Raw genomic sequence first — 18,033 nt, forward strand, 5'->3', positions numbered from 1 at the left:
GCGTGCTGCCTCGTCTCAGCGAGGCGGGACGAGGCGATCGACATGCCGGTCGCTGCCGACCGGCACGCGGCGATTTACCACTTGTAACTCACGTTGGCGTACACCAGCGCACCGTTGAAACCGAACGGCGAGGCGCTGCTGTAGGGCAGGTAGGTGCGCGTGCCCAGGCCGGCTTCCTGACGGTCGGGATACTCGTTGAGCACGTTGTCGCCGCCGATGGTGAAGTTCCAGTCGTTCAACTTGTAGGACGCAGCCAGGTCCAGCGTCCACTTGGCCGCATAGGTCTGGTCGCTGCCGGCGTTGGTGCCGAAGGTGCTGAACTCGCCCCAGCGGGTGGCGGTGCCGGTGAACGACCAGTTGCCCGGCGACCAGGTGCCGCCCAGGAAGAACTTGTCGCGCGGCGTGCCTTCGGTGATGCGACCGAGTTCGGCGCGGCCGATGCGCACTGCGCCCGGATCGATCGCTTCCAGCGCTGCCGGGTTGTCGGCGACCCGTTCCACTTCGGTCTTGTTGTAGTTGTAGCCGGAGGTCAGCTCCGCGCTGCCGCCGTCCAGGTTCCAGCGATAGGTGCCGACCGCATCCACGCCCTGGGTCTTGGTGTCCACTGCGTTGGTGAAGTAGCGCCCGCCACCGATGCCCGGGAAGCCATTGGCCTGCAGATAATTGCGCGCCGCATTGGAGGTGAGGTTTTCCGACAGCACGATGCGGTCATCGATATCGATGCGGTAGGCATCGACCGTGATGTACAGGTTTTCGATCGGCTGCAGCACCACGCCAAGTCCGTAGTTCTTGGATTCCTCGGCCTTCAACGGCTCGGCACCGAGTGCGATCGCGGCCGGGTTGTCGGTACGGAAGGTGCCGATCTCGAACGGGATCGCAGTGACCGTGCCATTGGGCTGGGCCACGTTGAGGAACTGGGTGGCGATCGACTGGAAGTTCTGCTGCTGCAACGACGGCGCACGGAACCCGGTGGAGGCGGTGGCGCGGACGGCCACCTTGTCGGTGAACGCGTAGCGCAACGACAGCTTGCCGGTGGCGGTATCGCCGAAGTCGCTGTACTTCTCGTAGCGCCCGGCCAGACCGGCCGAAAGCTTTTCGGTCAGATCCGCTTCCAGGTCGACGTACGCCGAATGGCTGTTGCGGTTGTAGTAGCCGGCGTCGGAGAGTTTGAAGCCGGGGAACACCTGTGCGCCCGGGATCAGTGTGCCTGCCGCAGAGGGAATGCCGCCATTGGCCGAGGACGCCGCGTCGCCGGGCGACTGGTTGAACTTCTCACCGCGCCATTCCGCACCGAAGGCCAGTGTGACCGGATACGCCAGGCCCCAGTCGAGCGTCTTGGTGAAGTCGGCATTGAGCACGTTCTGGGTCACTTCCAGCGTGCCGGCATGGAAGTCGGTCGGGCTGGCCAGGCCCAGGCTGTTGTTCAAGCTGTTGCGCACATCGAAGGTGAGATTATTCTGGCCGTAGTTGTAGCTCAGGTCGATGTTCAAGCCGCCTTCGGTGGAGGTCTTCAAGCCGCCCACCCAGGACACGTCCTTGCTGACGTTGTAGATCTGCGGCAGGAAGCCGTCTGGATAGATTTCCGGGCGGTTGCGGTTGTCGCCGGCAAAGCGGAAGTAGCCGTTGGACAGCACTTCGCGGCGGCTGACCATGCCGAACGAGTAGAAGGTCAGGTAATCGGTGGGGCTGTATTCGCCGTTGAAGGAGATCGCGCCCTGGTCGATGTCCGGATCGCCGTAACGCTGCTCCACGCGGCCCTGGAATGGCAGTGCGCGGTTGGTCTGGTCCGAATGCCCGGCCTGCGCGGCCAGATGCACCTTGCCGGTTCCGGCAAAGCTGAAACCGGCATCGCCGGACAGCTGATACTGCTCGCCGTCGCCAGCGCTGTACTTGCCGTAGCGGCCATTGACGCTGCCGCCTTCGCCGCTGCCCTTGAGCACGATGTTGATCACGCCGGCAATTGCATCCGAACCGTATTGCGCCGATGCGCCGTCGCGCAGCACTTCGATGCGCTCCACTGCGGCGATCGGAATGGTGTTGAGATCGGCCGGCGACGAGCCACGGCCCTGGGTGTCGTTGAGATTGATCAACGCGGTGCTGTGATAGCGCTTGCCGTTGACCAGCACCAGCACCTGATCGGGCGACAGGCCGCGCAACTGCGCCGGGCGCACTGCGTCCGAGCCGTCGGAGATGGCCGGGCGCGGGAAATTCAACGAGGGGATCGCGCGTGACAGCGCGGTAGCCAGCTCGGTGGTGCCGGTCGATTCCAGTGCCTGTGGCGAGATGATGTCGATCGGCGAGGCCGATTCGGCCACGGTGCGATCGGCCACGCGCGTGCCGGTCACGATCAAGGTATCGAGCGTTTTCTGGGTGGGAGCCTGTGACTGCGCGGACGCGTTTGAAGCGGAAAACGACAGTGCAAGAACAACGGCAACTGCGAGTGGACTGGTCTTGCAATTCATGCGGTGACAACTCCGAGTGGGGAACGGATGCATCGCAGGGGGCCCCCTCCCGGGCCGCGTCCGTTGCGGCAGCTGCGGTGCGTTCCCAACCATTAACCACGTGTAACCGCATGTCAAATTTTGGTTACGTTGCGCAAGTAACTGTCATGTATGACGTGCTACTGCCATCGTTGTCATCGTGCACCAAAGTGATGCGCTGTTTGCACCAGACCTGCGGTATCAGCCGTTTGCCTGCACCATCATGGACATCGATACCAGATATGAAACTTCTGCATCAGAACGTGATCTGCACCGCATCGGCACTGCGTTGCGCAGGACCATGGAACACCGCTTCGATGTTGTTGCCATCCGGGTCGAGCACGAACGCGGCGTAGTAGCTCGGGTGATAGGGGCGCACGCCCGGCGCGCCGTTGTCGCGACCGCCGTGGGCGAGGGCGGCCTGATGGAATGCGTGCACCATGGCCACGTCGTGCGCCTGGAAGGCCAGATGGTGGCGGCCGGTGAGTTGGCCTTGCGCCATCGTGTCGCGATCGGACACGAACAGCTCGTCGGCCCAGAAGAATCCATCGCCTTCGCCACCGATCGGAATGCCCAGCACATCGAGCACCGCCTGGTAGAAACGTCGGCTCGCCGCCAGGTCGTGGACGACCAGATGCAGGTGATCGATCAGGCGGCCACGTGAGAGCTGCGCTGCGTCCATGGTGGGTGCTCCGGCAGGGTGGAAGCGGTGTTGATACCACCGCAGCCGCCGGCAGCTCTTCACGGCGCATCGATGCCCGCGCCTGGATGGCTGCATCAAACGCCGCACGGACAACGGGCAAAAACGCACACGCCCCGGGCAAGCCGGGGCGTGTGATCAGGCGTCAGGATGCGGCCGTGCCGCGTGCGTCAGTAACCAACACGTGGCAACACCGCAGCAGTGTGGATCGCTGTCTTGATTACCAGCGATAGTTGATGCGGCCGTACACGTAAGCACCGTTGAAGCCGAACGGCGACAGATTGCTGTACGGGAACTGCCCGCTGGTGGAGTTGGCGAAGTTGTTCTCGTCCGGGTACTCGTCCAGCAGATTGTCCGCACCCAGGGTCAGCGTCCAGCGATCGATCTTGTAGCTGGCCGAGGCATCCACCACCCACTTGGCGCCGAAGGTCTGGTCGTTGATCGCCGCGGCCGGACGCGTGCTGTACTTGCCATAGCGCGTGGCACCCAATGCCAGCGTCCAGTGCTCCAGATTCCAGCTACCGTTGACCAGGAACTTGTCGCGCGGGAAGCCTTCCTCGATGCGACCGCGTTCGGTGCGGTCGATGCGCTCCAGGCTCAGCCCGTTGGTCGACAACGCAGCCGGGTTGGCGGCGACGCTGCGTACTTCGGTTTCCGAATAGTTGTAGCCGGCGGTCAGGTCCACGCTGCTGGCGGCGAGCTGCCAGCGGTAGCTGCCGACCACGTCCACGCCGCGCGTGCGCGTGTCCACCGCATTGGTGAAGTAGCGCCCGCCGTTGATGCCGAAGATGCCCTGCGCTTCGAGCAGGTTACGCACGCCGGTGCCGGTGAGGTTGGACGACAGCACGATGCGGTCGTCCACATCGATCTGGTACGCATCCACGGTGAGGTAGAGCGCGTCGGTCGGCTGCAGCACCAGGCCCAGGCTGTAGGACAGCGAGGTCTCGGCATCCAGCGGCTCTGCGCCCAGCGCGCGCGCCACGTTGCTGTCGGCCGGGAAGGTGCGGATCTCGAACGGGTTCGGATTGCCGGCCAGGAAGGTGGTGCTGGTGGACTGGAAATACTGCTGCGCCAGCGATGGCGCGCGGAAGCCCGACGCCACCGTGCCGCGCAGCGCGATCTTGTCGGTGAACGCATAGCGCCCGGACAACTTGCCCGATGCCTGGCTGCCGAAGTCGTTGAAGTCTTCGTAGCGCCCGGCCAGGCCGGCGGAGAACTTGTCGGTGAAATCGGCTTCCAGGTCCGCATACAGTGCGTAGCTGTCACGCGAGTACCGCCCGGACACGCTGGGCGCGAATCCGCCAAAGCCCTGCGCGCCACCGGCCAGCGTGCCGGCCTGGAAATACGAGCCCACTTCGCCTGGCGACTGGTTCCACTTTTCGTTGCGGTATTCGGCGCCGAAGGCCACCGTCACCGGGTACGCCAGGCCCCAGTCGAAGCCGCGCTTGACGTCCAGGTTGACGATGTTCTGCGTGGTCTCCAGCGCGCCGTCGTAGAAGGAGGTCGGCGAGCTCGGCCCCAGGCTCACGTTGAGCGTGTTGCGGGTGTGGAAATCGATCTTGTTGTAGCCGTAGTTGTAGCTGGCATCCCAGTCCCAGCCACTGGCGGTGGAGCCGCGCACGCCGGCCACCAGCGAGCGGTCCTTGGCGTAGGTCTGGATTTCCGGCAGGAAGCCCTGCGGATACACCGACAGGATGTTCTGGCTGCTGCCCGGCGCGCGGAAGAACGCGAACGAGGTGATGTCGCGGTTGCTGGCGGTGGCGAAGGCGTAGCCGGTGATGCTGTCGCTGAAGGCGAACTCGGTATTGGCCGACACCGCCTGCGCGTTGACGTCCGGGTCGCCGATCTTGAACGCCTTCTGGCCCACGGCCGGCTGCGAGGCGCTGGGTGCGCCGGCATAGCCGCGCGCACGGTCGGTGGGGTCCTGCTGGTTGAGCTGGGCGGCCACGTGCAGCCAGCCGCGCTCGTTGCCGTAGGCCACGCCGGTGTCGCCGGACAACTCGTAGTTGCTGCCGTCGCCGGCCGAATACTGGCCGAAGCCGGCCTGCAGGCTGCCGCCCTTCTCCGCGCCCTTGAGCACGATGTTGACGACACCGGCGATGGCATCGGAGCCGTATTGCGCCGAGGCGCCGTCGCGCAGCACTTCCACGCGCGCGATCGCCGCCACCGGAATGGTGTTCAGGTCCACTGCCGCGGCGCCACGGCCGATGGTGCCGTTGAGGTTGAGCAGCGAGGAGGTGTGGCGGCGCTTGCCGTTGACCAGCACCAGCACCTGGTCCGGCGACAGGCCGCGCAGCTGCGCGGGGCGGATCGCGCTGGTGCCGTCGCTCAGGGCCGGGCGCGGGAAGTTCAGCGACGGCAGCGCGCGGGCCAGCGCGGTGGCCAGCTCCGAGGTGCCGGTGGCCTGCAGCGACTCGGCGCTGATGATGTCGATCGGCGACTGCGACTCGGCCACGGTACGGTCGGACACCCGGGTGCCGGTGACGATGACGGTATCGAGCGTATTGGCGGGCGCGCTGGTCGGGGTGGCGGTCTGGGCGAAGGCGGGGGAGGCGAGCAGCGCCGCAACGACGGCGGTTGCGAGCGTGGACAACGGGTAATTCATGACAACTCCGAACGGGGGTCCAGGCAGGACCAGCAAGGCTGGGCGGGGTCTGGTCGCGGCGATGCGAAGGGAACGACGGCCAGCCCGAAGGCGCTAATTATTCGTTAACGCTAGAATGGCGTCGCAGGAGTGCTGCTCATCTGCTCATTCCTTTTCGTTCTATCGGACTGTCCATCAATGATTTCCCTGCGCAACTTCTCCATGCGACGCGGCGAGCGTCTGCTGTTGTCCAACGTCGACCTGACCATGCATGCCGGCTACCGCGTCGGTGTGGTGGGCCGTAATGGCACCGGCAAGTCGAGCCTGTTCGCTGCGGTCAAGGGCGAACTGGAAGCGGACAAGGGCGATGTCGACCTGCCCGGTAAGGTGCGCACCGCCAGCGTCTCGCAGGAAACCCCGTCGCTGCCCGATCCGGCGCTGTCGTTCGTGCTCGGCGGCGACATCGAGGTCTCGGCGATCCTGCAGGAAGAGGCCGCGGCCACCGCGCGCGAGGACTGGGAAGCGGTCGCCAACGCGCACCAGAAGATGGCCGAGCTGGGCGCCTACGACGCCGAGGCGCGTGCCGGCAAGTTGCTGCACGGCCTGGGCTTCCCGGCCGACACCCATCACCGCGCGGTGTCCTCGTTCTCCGGCGGCTGGCGGGTGCGCCTGAACCTGGCGCGCGCGCTGATGATGCCCAGCGACCTGCTGCTGCTGGACGAACCCACCAACCACCTGGACATGGACGCGGTGCTGTGGCTGGAGCAATGGCTGCTCAAGTACCCGGGCACCTTGCTGCTGATTTCGCATGACCGCGAGTTCCTCGACAACGTGGCCACGCATACGCTGCATCTGCACGGCGGCACCGCCAAGCTGTACGTCGGCGGCTACACCGATTTCGAGCGCCAGCGCATCGAGCACCTGCGTCAGCAGCAGATCGCCCACGACAAGGAGCAGGCCGAGCGCGCGCATCTGCAGAGCTTCATCGACCGCTTCAAGGCGCAGGCCAGCAAGGCCACCCAGGCGCAGAGCCGCATGAAGCGCCTGGCCAAGATGGCCGGCACCGAGGCGGTACGCGCCGAGCGCGAATTCCGCATCCAGTTCGCCCAGCCCAATCGGTTGCCGTTTTCGTTGATCCGGCTGAATCACGCTGCGTGCGGGTATGCGGCTGCGCCGCGGGATTCGGGAATCGGGAATGGGGAATCGCAAAAGCTGGGGTCCAGCGATGCGATTACCGTGTTGCACGATGTTGGATTCGGATTGGAGGCGGGTGACCGGATTGGTTTGCTGGGGCCGAATGGTGCGGGTAAGTCAACGCTGGTCAAGACGTTGGTTGGCGAGCTGCAGCCGCTGTCGGGCGAGCGCAGTGCGCATCCGGATCTGCGGATCGGCTACTTCGCCCAGCACACGGTGGAATCGCTGCACGAGGGCCAGTCGCCGATGGATCACTTCCGCGAGCTGTCGCCGGATGGCTCCAATCAGGCGTTCCGTGATTTCCTGGGCAAATGGAATTTCGCCGGCGATCGCGCCTTCGAAGTGGTGGATGGGTTCTCCGGCGGCGAGCGCGCGCGCCTGGCGCTGGCGCTGATCGCCTGGCAGCAGCCAAACGTGCTGCTGCTCGACGAGCCGACCAACCATCTGGACCTGGAGATGCGCGAGGCCCTGGCCGAAGCGCTGAGCGACTTCGAAGGCGCCATCGTGATGGTCTCGCATGACCGTCATCTGATCGGCCTGGTCTGCGACAGTTTCTGGCGCGTGGCCGATGGCGTGGTCGAGCCGTTCGCCGGCGATCTGGACGAATACGCCGCCTGGCTGCGCAGCCGCCCGGCCGCGCAAGGCACCAAGCAGAAGATGGCCGAAGTGGCGCCCACCCCGCCGCCGCCGACCAAGCCGCTGCCGCCGAAGAAAGCCGTCAACCCGCACAAGCTGGCCAGCGCGGAAAAGCGCGTCGGCGAACTGGAAGAGGCGCTGGCGGCACTGGACCGCGAACTGGCCAACCCCGGCAACTATGCCGACAACGACAAGATGGCGGTGCTGGGCCGCGACCGCGAGGCGACCGCGCAGCAGCTGGCCACAGCCGAAGCGGCGTGGATGGAGTTGATCGAAGGCGCGTAACGCGCAGGCGTTACGATGCGCGTGGGGCCGGGCACAGGGAGGTAGGCAACATGATCAGCGCCACCATCAGTCTGGAAGATCATCTGGCTGCGCAGCGCCTGCATGCCAGACAGACGGCCAAGCTGTTGATCGTGATCCTGGTGGTCCTGCTGTTGATCGGGGCGGGGTTGCTGCAACTGATCGGGGCCGGCGAAATCATCGGCCCGATGCTGATCGGTGCCGGAGGCGGCGGCTTGATCGGCCTGGTGGTGTTGCACGTCTGGGGCTTGCCGCGGAAGATCAAACGCCTGCACGCGCAGCAGGCCGCGCTGCGGCATACCTACACCTTTGCGTGGGACGAGACCGGGCTGGAGATCGCCTGGGCGGACGGGCATCTGCGCCGGCCCTGGTCCGATTACCTCCGCTACCGCGAGAACGAGCGGGTGCTGCTGCTGTATCACAACGACCGCTTGTTCGAGCTGTTCGCCCCGCACTGGTTCGCCGACAGGGCGCACTACGAGGCGTTTCGTCGCCTGGCCGTGCAGGGGATCGAGGCGTCCGCGCGCCGCTGAGCGCGGTGAACTGCTCAACCGGAGCGCTGCTGCTCGGCTACCAGCCAGTCGCGCAATCGGGCGTCGGCATCGCCTTCCGGCCGCGAGCGCAGCCGGGTGAGCCAATAGCGTCCGGCGTCGATCTGGATCGGGAACGGGCACACCAGGCGCCCGGCATCCAGATCCTGGCGAAACATCGGCAACGGCAACAACGCCACGCCGGCACCCGCCGCCGCGGCGCTGGCCAGCGTCAACGACGAATCGAACATCGCCCCGAGTGCGGCGACTTCGGCCACGCCCGCCGCGCGAAACCACTGCGGCCATTCGTCCAGACGGTACGAGCGCAATAACGGCAGCTGGGCCAGATTGGCCGGTGTGCGCAGGCCCCGCGCCATGCTGGGCGCGCACACCGGCGCAAACGGCGCCTCCATCAGCGCATGGGCGATCTGGCCCTGCCAGTCGCCGTCGCCGAAACGGATCGCCAGATCCAGCCCTTCGCCAGCCAGATCGACCCGGTTGTTGTGGGTGGACAGACGCAGCTCGATCTCCGGATGCGCCGCATGAAAGGCGTCCACGCGCGGCAGCAGCCAGCCGGTGGCGAAGGTGCCGACCACGCCGACGCTGAGCACCTCGCGATAGCGCCCATCGGCAAAGCGCTCCAGGGTGGCCGCGATGCGGTCGAAGGCCTCGCCGAGCACCGGCACCAGTGCCGCGCCTTCGTCGGTAAGCGCCACGCCGCGCGGCAGGCGGTGGAACAGGCTGGTTCTCAGTTGCTGCTCCAGCGCCTTGATCTGGTGGCTGAGCGCGGCCTGGCTGACGCACAGTTCGCTGGCGGCGCGGGTCAGGTTCTGGTGGCGCGCGGCGGCCTCGAAGGCGCGCAGGGCATTGAGCGGAAGACGGGGCCGGGGCATGCGCAGAGATTAGTTCAATTCATGTCAGGGATCGAAACATCGCAATAGTCCGGTGGCCGGCATGCGCCGATACTGCGCGCTCTCCACGGGAGGTTGCTGCATGTTGAACCGTCGACAATTCCTGTACGCAACCGGCGCGGGCGTGCTGCTTGCGGCCTCCAGACCTGCATGGGCACTCAGCCCGGCGATGACGCTGGACGATGTGCTGCGGGCGCAGTGGGCGGAGATCGAACGCCGCACTGGCGGCCGCCTGGGCATCAGCCTGCTCGACAGCGCCACCGGCAGGCGCCTCGGCCAGCGCGAAGACGAGCGCTTTCCGATGTGCAGCACCTTCAAATTTGTATTGGCTGCGGCGGTGCTGCAGCGGGTGGACAGGGGCGAGCTGACATTGGCGCAACGGGTCAAGATCCGTGCCTCCGACATGCTCGAGCATGCCCCGGTCACCGAGCGCCATGTCGGCGGGTCGCTGAGCGTGGCCGAGCTCTGTCGGGCCACGATGATCTACAGCGACAATCCGGCCGCCAACCTGCTGTTTCCGCTGGTCGGCAACCCGGCCGGACTGACCGCCTTCCTGCGCGGCATCGGCGATGCGCACACCCGCAGCGACCGCCACGAGCCGGAGATGAACCGCTATGCCGAAGGCGACCCGCGCGACACCACCACGCCGGCGGCAATGGCCGCCACCTTGCGCACCCTGCTGCTCGGCAACGCGCTGCAACCGGCCTCGCGCAAGCAATTGACCGACTGGATGATCGACAACCGCACCGGCGATACCTGCCTGCGCGCCGGCCTGCCGCGCGGCTGGAAGATCGGCGACAAGACCGGCAGCAACGGCAGCGACACCCGCAACGACATCGCCATCATCTGGCCACCGGCAGGCAAGGCACCATTGCTGCTCACCGCGTATTTGAATGGCGCCAGCGTCGACAGCGATGCGCGCGACGCGGCGTTGAAGGCAGTGGCGGCCGCGGTACGCGACAGCATCGTGGGGTGAGCGCGACGACCCGCTGCCTCCCGCGTTATGTCGCGTGTGAGTCCGCAAGCTGCTTGCTGCTTCCTGCCAGCTGTTCGAGGTACGACGGGGCGCATCAGGGGGTGTCATTGCCAGCGCCGTCTATCCGGGCCATCTGTGGGCGCACGACGACGACCGCACCACACGCGATCCTACGCATCTGTCGCTGCGGCCAGATATCACCGTCATTGTCCGAACGCCGCCGACCTTCTTGCTGCAGGCCGAGGACGATGCGGTGGATGGGGTCAGTCAATTGCTGGCCTACTACGTGGCGCTCAAGCAAGCCGGCGTACCCGTGAAAATGCATCTCTATGCCGAGGGCGGGCATGCGTTCGGTCTGCGCGCGGACGCATTGCCGATCGCGCAATGGCCGCAGCTGGTGGAAACCTGGTTGGGGACGATCGGCATGCTGGAGGCGGCCGACGCGCACTGAGCCCGACCATGCGCAAGCATGCTGATCGCGCAGCCACATGCGCGCTCAGCATGCCTGGCTGCAAGGTTCAGCCGGGTGCGCCGATCGGCAAAGGCAGGTCTTGCTGCAGCCGCGCCGGCCCGCCCATGGCTGGATCGCTGACGCTGTCTGCGCCGGTTTCGATACGTCCGGCCAGACGCTGGGCTGCGCCGTCGTGGTGTACCCACAGGTCGTACCAGCCGCCAGTTGCCGCCGCTGTCCAACGGCGCTGCTCGGTGGTGCCGGGTGCAACGCTCAGGCGTTCGTGCGGCTGCGCGGCTGAATATGCGGCCGGTTGCAGCTCCACCTGCACGGTAGTGCTGCCGGCATTGCGCAGCGATAACGACACGGCCGCGGGATCGTTCGCATCCTGGGTGATTTCGGCCGCCAGCAACGGTGCACTCAGGTCGCCACGGTAGTGGCGATGGAATCCGTTGGGGCCGAGCAACCACAGATCGTAACGGCCATCGGCGGTGGTCCACGTGGCATCCACTGCTGCGCCGCTCCCTACGGTGTAACGGCGCGGAATCGCCGCAAGATCGAAGCGGTCGTAGACATGCAGGACCACCACAGCACCCGCGTTGGACATGCGCAGCCTCACCTGGCCACGCTCGGGCAACGGGGCCAGTTCCACGCCTGGGCGATACGGCAGCGCCCGCGAACGGCGTGTACCGAAGGGCTGCTGCGGCGGTTGCAACGCGGCAGGCAATGGCGGCAGTGCGTGTTCGCGCAGGGCTGCTGCACGCGCTGCGGTCGCGCTGACATCGGGCAGCGCCGCGACGAACGGGCGCGCATCGGCCTTGCGGAAGTCGAACGCATTGACCAGGTCGCCACAGACCGCGCGCCGCCACGGCGTGATCTCCGGTGCGGGCACGCCGAAGCGGCGTTCCAGCAGCCGCAATACCGACGTGTGGTCGTACACCTGCGAATCCACCCAGCCGCCGCGGCTCCAGGGCGAGATCACGTACAGCGGCACGCGTGGGCCCAGGCCATAGGGGCGGCCGCACAGCTCGGGCAGATCCACCTTCTGTTCGCCCGGTGCCGGGTGGCGGTGGTAATCGTCGTCGGTGGCGATGCTGGATGCGCCGGCAAAGCCGCCGGTCGCGTGCGGGTCCGGCGACGGGGGCGCAGGCGGCGGCATGTGATCGAAAAAGCCGTCGTTCTCGTCGAACATCAACAGCAGTGCGGTGCGGCTCCATACCTGTGGGTCGGCGGTGAGCGCATCCAGCACGCGTGCAGTGTAGGCCGCGCCTTGCGCTGGGCTGGAGGGATCCGGATGTTCGCTGCCGGCCGCATCGGCAATGATGAAACTCACCGATGGCAGGCGCCCGCCCAGCACGTCGGCGCGCAGCTGCTCGACACCGCGCGTGCTGACGCCACGCGCGCGCAGTTGCGCATCGTGCCCGGGCGCAGCAGTGAAGGCCTGCCGGAACGGCGCAAAGCCCGCCAACGGGTTGTCGGTGAAGTTGTCGCGCATGTCCTGATAGATCTGCCAGGACACGCCCGCGTTCTGTAGCAGCTCGACGTAGGTCGTCCAACGATAGGGATCGGCGAAACCGCCCAGCTCCGCAAAGTTGTCGTGCGAGTTGCCGATCACCGGGCCACCGGCGCGCGCCTGCGGGTCGTTGCCGCCGCTCCACAGGAACACGCGATTGGAATTGGTACCGGTCTGGATCGAGGCGTGGTACGCATCGCAGATGGTGAAGGCGTCGGCGAGCGCGTACTGGAACGGAATATCCGCGCGCCGGTAATAACCCAGCGCATGGTTGTGCTTGACGGCGGCCCAGTGCCCGAGCCGGCCGTGATCCCAGGCGCGTTGCGCATCCACCCAACTATGCGGCGTGCCTTGCACGCGCATGAAGCCGAATTGCGCTGCCGTATCCAGCGCAAACGGCGTCAGCCATTGGCGGCCGTCCTCGCTGGGCTGCAGCCACACCGTGCGCGCGGGCGCGCCCGGTAACGGCGGTGCGGGAATCGGAAAACGATCGCCGAACCCGCGCACGCCGGGCAGGCTGCCGAAGTAATGATCGAAGGCGCGGTTTTCCTGCATCAGGATCACCACATGCTGCAGATCCTCCAGCGTGCCGGTGCGGCGGTCCGGCGCGATGGCGGCGGCCCGCGCGATGCTGGGGGGCAGCAGCGCGGCGGCGGCACCGGCAAGCCCGGTCTGCAGAACGCGGCGGCGGGGAAGGTCGATCATCGTGTCACCTGGTTGGCGCTCCCATCCGGTCTGCGCTGGAGCGGGTCGAGCGTACCCGACGCGTCAGCGCGTGTGTTCTCTGCGTGCTTGCAACACCGCCGACCCTGTCCGTTTGCACCTGCGCGGCAGCACATGCAGTGAGCGGATCGGGTGGCGTGTCTTCAGCCCGATCCGCTTACGCACGTTGCAGGCCCATCCCGCGCAGGTCGGCAATGCGCCGCCGACGTTAGAGATCCAGCGTCAACGTCAGCCCGACCGTGCGCGGCGCGGCGATAAAGGCACTGTCGCTGCCGTCCACGCCTTCCAGGTAGCGTTTGTCGGTGAGGTTGCTGACGTTGAGCGCCAGCTGCAGGCCCTTGAGCTGCGACGACAGCTGCGACAGTTCCACCCCGAGGTTGGCATCGAAGGTGGTCACGCCATCGAGTGCGGCGCGGTTGGAGGCATCCAGGTAGCGCTTGCCCAGATAGCGTCCGGACACACCGAAGCGCCACGCCTGGCCGCGCCAGTCCGCCGACATCACCAGGGTGTTGCGCGGTTGGCCGATCACCTGCGCGCCCGGGGTGATCTCCAGCGCGGTATCGCGTGCGGCGTCGCCGCTGCCCAGGTAATCGGCCTTGTTGTAGGTGTAGGCACCGTTGATGCGCCAGCCGTTGTCCCAGCCATAGCCCAGTGCCGCTTCCACGCCGCGCGCATGCACGCCGCCGAAGTTCTCGTACACGCCGTCGGTTTCGCCCAGGTAATCGATGCCGGTGACGAAGTTGGCCGGCACATAGACGATGCGGTTGTCGAAGCGGATGTCGTACAGGGTCACGCTGCCGGTCAGCGGCCAGCGGCTGAGACGCAGGCCGAGTTCGACGTTGTCGGCGGTCTCCGGTTGCACGCGGCTCAGTGCGACCGGGTCGGTTTCGCCGAGCACGCCGGACGGAATCGCAGCGAAGTTCTGCGAGTAACCGGCGAAGGCTTCCAGGCCCTGCACCGGGGTGGTCCAGGTCAGGCCGGCCGACAGCAGCGGGTCCGAATGCGAATCCGATTCCACATGCTGCGCATCGCCGATGCGGCGGTCGCGGGTCTGGTCGACGAAGAACTGCTTGACGCCTACGCGCCAGGCAAAGGCGCCGTAGCGCATCACGTCCTCGACGTAATACATCTGTTCGTCGGTCTGGTAGTTGTCCTTGAACTGCACCCAGTACGGCTGATGATCGAAGCTGATGTTGGTGCCGACGTTGAGCAGGCGATGCCAGTCGCGGGTGACACTGCGGTCGTAGCGCTCCAGCCAGGCGCCGGCGCGCACGGTGTTGTCGATGGCGCCGAGATCGGCGCGCCATTCCACATCGGCCATCGCGCCGGCGCGGTGGTTGTCGTAGTGGCTGTGCCGATACGACTGCACCGGCACCGAGCCGGCCGGATAGCAGGCCGGGTTGGATTCGGCCGGCACCGCATCGCTGCCGGCGCAGCCGGTCAGCATGGTCGCGGCCGCGCCGCCGGGCGTGAGGTAATACAGCTTGCCCAGGTCGCTGCCGGCGTACACGGTGTTGCCGCCACGCGCTTCGGATTCCGGCGCGCCGGCGCCATCGTTGGTGACATCCACCAGATACGGCGGAATCCAGTCGCCGCGGCCCTGCATGCGATGCGCATAGCCGGTCAGCACGGTCTTGAAGCCGTTGCCGCCATCGAAGGCGCCACGCAGGTAGCCAAAGGTGTTCTTGCGCAGCGCACGCGAGCCGGAGCGGTAGTTCTGGTCCAGGTACGGAATGCCGGTGAGCGTGCCGGTCAACAGATCGTGCTCGGGGTCGCGCGCGAACTGCTCGGGCGTCACGCTGGTGTATTCGGATTCGTCGGCATCGTCGTAGGACGCATAGCCGCTGAGCGTCCACTTGTCCAACACGCTGACGAACTTGCCGGCCAGGTGATCGCGGCTGGTGTGGCCGCTGCCGTCGATCCAGTCGTCGTTGCGTGCCGACGAGCCGCTGATCCAGGCGCGCGTGTTGCCGCCGAGCAGGCCGGTGTCGTAGCGCGCGTAATACTTGCGCGCCTGGTTGTCGCCGATGCCGCCGATCACGCGCACGCGCTGCTCTTCCAGCGGCTCGCCGGTGAGATAGTTCAAGGTGCCGCCCAGCGCTTCGTTGGAGCGCGAGGCGATATCGGCGGTGCCCTGGCTCACTTCCACCGTTTCCAGATCCGGCATGTCGATGAAACGGTTGGCCTTGGAGCCGCCGCCATACGCCGAGCCGCCGTTGGGCACGCCATCGATGGTGGTGCCGATCTGCTGGGTATCGCGATTGCTGACAAAGCCGCGCATGCTGATCTGCGTGCCCCAATCCGACGAGCCGAAGGCATCGGCCTCGGTGACCACCACGCCGGGCAGTTCGTTGAGCGCATCGTTGACGCTGCCGAGCACGAACTGGCGGTCCAGCATTTCCTTGCTGACATTGGTCTTGGAATACGTCATCGCCTGGCCGACCACCTGCACCTGGTTCAGCGTGGACACCTGTTCGCCAGCGCTGCCCGGTTCGGCCGCAGCCGGGCCAGACGCTGCGCCATCCGGGACTTGTTGTGCGTAAGCGGGCAGGGTGAGCGGAACCAGCAACAAGGCGAGCGTGGCCGGACGGCGCACGCGCGAGGAGGACGTCGAATCCATTGCAATCCAACAAGCGGGTAGGGTCTGCAAAGACTGCCGCGCTTGCATTGCGTGATGATGACCGCGCTAAAGGTGTGGCCGGGATCACCAGATGGACTTGGGAAGTCCTAACGTCGGGACGATGGCGATTCAGCGCTGTTTGGATGTTTCCGGGCCGCGCTGGTTGCAAGACACCTGGAGTTTCGCGCCGCAGCGTTGTCTTCACTCCAAGACAAGCGGTTTCGAGTCGTCGCGTTGTTGTAGATGCACTCAAGTGCTTAGGTCAAAAAAGCCTGCTGAGTCGAGTGCGCGGTGCCCTCACCGCTTGCGGGACACGCCGTGAATCCGTCCATGGAGGCTCCTTGGCGGCATTCATGCCGCCAAGGGTCCCGCAACCGGTAAGGACACCGCACCAGGAAGTTGGTCGATGCCCGCGCGAAAAGCCGCTTGTCGAAACGTGTGTCGGGTCTCAAGCGGCACGCCAGTATCGAGCAACGCGCATCACGCACTGCTCTTAACCATGCACACCGACCACCTCGACTGGTCCTTGTCCGCTCACCGTCGCGGGACCTTACGCGGCATGGATGCCGCGTAAGGGCCTACACGGACGTACTTGCGGCGTGTCCCGCGATGGCGGGCAAGGGCCTTGCAGCCAAGCGGCAGATAGACCGCTCCATAGCTGATCCATCCAAAAAGTCCCCCACCATCTGCTCTGCCTTGCGGCGTGTCCCGCGACGGTGGGTGGGCAAGGGCCTTGCCGCCAAGCAGCAGATCGACCGCTCGATAGCTGGTCCATCCAAAAAGTCGTCCACCAGTTGCTCCGCCTTGCGGCGCCCCCCGCAATGGTGGGCGGGCAAGGGGCCCCATTGCAGCAACGCCGCAGATCGCCTGATCAGCAGCGCAGCGACTGACGACAGCGAAACAGGTGTATCAGCCGCCCTTGGCGTGCGGCGGTGCTTCGGTCTGCTGTGTTTCCGGCATCAACTCCAGCGCCGATGGAGTGGTGCGCAGCATCGGGCGGAACGAGATCGGATGGGTGCGGCGGCGCGTGAAGCGCAGCAAGCGTGTCAGCGTAAATCCGGACAGTGCCAGCAGCATCACCGCGAAATACACCGGCAGTGCCGCAGGCCCGAATTTCTGCATTGCGCCGCCGGCCAGGGCCGGACCGATCGCCGCGCCCACGCCATGCACCAGCAGCAGGCTGCTGCAGCCGGAGAGCAGATCTTCGCGCGGCAGGTAATCGAGCATGTGCGCCACCGCAAACGGATACAGCGAGAACGCCAACCCGCCGTACACGAAGAACAGCACGAACAACAGGGTGGTTTGTGCCTGCACCATCGGCACCGCGGCGGCGATCGCGATGCCGGCCGCCAGCACGCTGATCGTGACCAGGCCGATGCGCCGGTCATGGCCATCGCTGATGCGCCCGATCGGCCACTGCAACACCGCGCCGCCGATGATGGCGGTGAGCATGAACATCGCCACGCCATCGGCATCCAGCCCGATGCGGTTGGCGTATACCGGCAGCAAGCCCCAGAACGCCCCCATCGCCAGGCCCGACAGTCCCGCGCCGATGGTCGCCACCGGCGCCAACGCGTACAGCGTTTTCAGTCGCAGGCGCGAGACGTGCGGCACTTCGGGCGGAATCAGGCGCGTGGTCATCACCGGCATCACTGCCGCACAGATCAGGATCGCCGTCAGCGTGAACATCGCCGGTGCGCCCGCATCGCCTGCGGTGAGCAGGATCTGGCCCAGCGCCAACGCCGACAGATTGATCGCCATGTACACCGAGAACACCCGGCTGCGCCGCCGCGCGTCCGGCTCGGCGTTGAGCCAGCTTTCGATCACCGTGTACAGGCCGACCAGTGCCGCGCCGGTGACCAGGCGCAGCAGGCCCCAACCCCAGGCATTCAACCAGATCGGATGCAGCAACACGGCAATCGCCGCCAGCGCCGCGTAAAAGGCGAATGCGCGGATATGCCCGATGCGCCGAATCAGCGGCGGTGCGAAGAAGGTGCCGAGAAAGAAGCCGGCGAAATACCCGGACATGATCAGGCCCAACGCACGCGCATCGAAACCGGCCTGGCCACCGCGCACGGCAAGCAAGGTGCCGAGCAGCCCGCTGCCGGTCAGCAGCAGGGCAACGGCCAGCAATAAGGCAGTCAGCCGCAACATGGATGCGGTCCTCGTGGGGGGAGAGGCGCGTCAATCACGTGTTCAAGTGTAGCAGCCCGGGTCGTGCGGCTTGATCGAGACGACATGGCTCTTTGGCTCTCGATACCCGCTGATGCGATGTCAGGCCGATGCGAAGCGTGAGTTTGTGGCGTGCGGGATGGTCGCCTCATCTCTCTGCGCGGTTCGCGAGGTCACGCCGATTTGATGACTGCTCGATGCGTAGGCTGCGATCTTCGATACGCGCGCGACACTCCGATC

Annotated in this window: 10 protein-coding genes and 1 pseudogene; 4 read left to right on the forward strand and 7 right to left on the reverse strand. The window is 66.2% G+C overall.

What is annotated here, in order from left to right; translation table 11 throughout:
- Window positions 1-74: 74 nt before the first annotated feature.
- The 3 genes from XARJCFBP2528_RS12795 to XARJCFBP2528_RS12805 all read right to left on the reverse strand — a co-directional run bounded on the left by XARJCFBP2528_RS12795 (window position 75) and on the right by XARJCFBP2528_RS12805 (window position 5,785).
- Window positions 75-2,462, reverse strand: a complete 2,388-nt coding sequence (locus tag XARJCFBP2528_RS12795) for a TonB-dependent receptor plug domain-containing protein (protein ID WP_024940250.1) — start codon at window positions 2,460-2,462, stop codon at window positions 75-77.
- A 274-nt stretch (window positions 2,463-2,736) separates the two neighbouring features.
- Window positions 2,737-3,162, reverse strand: coding sequence for a VOC family protein (locus tag XARJCFBP2528_RS12800; RefSeq protein ID WP_016903746.1), 426 nt, complete (start codon window positions 3,160-3,162; stop codon window positions 2,737-2,739).
- Between the two features lie 238 nt (window positions 3,163-3,400).
- Window positions 3,401-5,785 (reverse strand): TonB-dependent receptor plug domain-containing protein, encoded by a 2,385-nt coding sequence (locus tag XARJCFBP2528_RS12805; RefSeq protein ID WP_016903747.1) that lies wholly within the window; start codon window positions 5,783-5,785, stop codon window positions 3,401-3,403.
- A 177-nt stretch (window positions 5,786-5,962) separates the two neighbouring features.
- Between XARJCFBP2528_RS12805 and XARJCFBP2528_RS12810 the strand changes: the two genes are divergently transcribed.
- A complete protein-coding gene (locus XARJCFBP2528_RS12810) occupies window positions 5,963-7,879 on the forward strand; it encodes an ABC-F family ATP-binding cassette domain-containing protein (protein WP_016903748.1) in 1,917 nt (638 codons plus the stop codon).
- Between the two features lie 50 nt (window positions 7,880-7,929).
- Entirely contained in the window at window positions 7,930-8,430 is a 501-nt protein-coding gene (locus XARJCFBP2528_RS12815) for a YcxB family protein (protein ID WP_039812416.1), read from the forward strand.
- Window positions 8,431-8,444: 14 nt separating this feature from the next.
- Here XARJCFBP2528_RS12815 and ampR read toward each other — a convergent pair whose 3' ends face one another.
- Entirely contained in the window at window positions 8,445-9,320 is an 876-nt protein-coding gene (gene ampR, locus XARJCFBP2528_RS12820) for a LysR family transcriptional regulator AmpR (protein ID WP_016903749.1), read from the reverse strand.
- 100 nt (window positions 9,321-9,420) lie between these two features.
- Between ampR and bla the strand changes: the two genes are divergently transcribed.
- Window positions 9,421-10,314, forward strand: coding sequence for a class A beta-lactamase (gene bla / locus XARJCFBP2528_RS12825; RefSeq protein ID WP_047124770.1), 894 nt, complete (start codon window positions 9,421-9,423; stop codon window positions 10,312-10,314).
- Window positions 10,315-10,423: 109 nt separating this feature from the next.
- A pseudogene (locus XARJCFBP2528_RS12830) lies at window positions 10,424-10,765 on the forward strand (alpha/beta hydrolase); the annotation flags it as partial.
- A gap of 67 nt (window positions 10,766-10,832) precedes the next feature.
- Here XARJCFBP2528_RS12830 and XARJCFBP2528_RS12835 read toward each other — a convergent pair.
- From XARJCFBP2528_RS12835 to XARJCFBP2528_RS12845, 3 genes are all read right to left on the reverse strand, one after another.
- Window positions 10,833-12,983 carry a phosphocholine-specific phospholipase C gene (locus tag XARJCFBP2528_RS12835; RefSeq protein ID WP_016904134.1) on the reverse strand — a complete coding sequence of 717 codons (2,151 nt, stop codon included), beginning with the start codon at window positions 12,981-12,983 and terminating at the stop codon, window positions 10,833-10,835.
- 226 nt (window positions 12,984-13,209) lie between these two features.
- Window positions 13,210-15,621: a TonB-dependent receptor gene (locus tag XARJCFBP2528_RS12840; protein WP_016904135.1), complete on the reverse strand. Its 2,412-nt coding sequence runs from the start codon at window positions 15,619-15,621 to the stop codon at window positions 13,210-13,212.
- Window positions 15,622-16,530: 909 nt separating this feature from the next.
- A complete protein-coding gene (locus XARJCFBP2528_RS12845) occupies window positions 16,531-17,775 on the reverse strand; it encodes an MFS transporter (protein ID WP_039512305.1) in 1,245 nt (414 codons plus the stop codon).
- Between the last annotated feature and the right edge of the window lie 258 nt (window positions 17,776-18,033).

Origin of the sequence: Xanthomonas arboricola pv. juglandis, assembly GCF_001013475.1 — a bacterium.
Taxonomy (GTDB): Bacteria; Pseudomonadota; Gammaproteobacteria; order Xanthomonadales; family Xanthomonadaceae; genus Xanthomonas; species Xanthomonas arboricola.

Coding starts and splice junctions, on each gene's coding strand:
- XARJCFBP2528_RS12795 (WP_024940250.1), bottom strand. CDS start 2,462: ATGAATTGCAAGACCAGTCCACTCGCAGTTGCCGTTGTTCTTGCACTG.
- XARJCFBP2528_RS12800 (WP_016903746.1), bottom strand. CDS start 3,162: ATGGACGCAGCGCAGCTCTCACGTGGCCGCCTGATCGATCACCTGCAT.
- XARJCFBP2528_RS12805 (WP_016903747.1), bottom strand. CDS start 5,785: ATGAATTACCCGTTGTCCACGCTCGCAACCGCCGTCGTTGCGGCGCTG.
- XARJCFBP2528_RS12810 (WP_016903748.1), top strand. CDS start 5,963: ATGATTTCCCTGCGCAACTTCTCCATGCGACGCGGCGAGCGTCTGCTG.
- XARJCFBP2528_RS12815 (WP_039812416.1), top strand. CDS start 7,930: ATGATCAGCGCCACCATCAGTCTGGAAGATCATCTGGCTGCGCAGCGC.
- ampR (WP_016903749.1), bottom strand. CDS start 9,320: ATGCCCCGGCCCCGTCTTCCGCTCAATGCCCTGCGCGCCTTCGAGGCC.
- bla (WP_047124770.1), top strand. CDS start 9,421: ATGTTGAACCGTCGACAATTCCTGTACGCAACCGGCGCGGGCGTGCTG.
- XARJCFBP2528_RS12835 (WP_016904134.1), bottom strand. CDS start 12,983: ATGATCGACCTTCCCCGCCGCCGCGTTCTGCAGACCGGGCTTGCCGGT.
- XARJCFBP2528_RS12840 (WP_016904135.1), bottom strand. CDS start 15,621: ATGGATTCGACGTCCTCCTCGCGCGTGCGCCGTCCGGCCACGCTCGCC.
- XARJCFBP2528_RS12845 (WP_039512305.1), bottom strand. CDS start 17,775: ATGTTGCGGCTGACTGCCTTATTGCTGGCCGTTGCCCTGCTGCTGACC.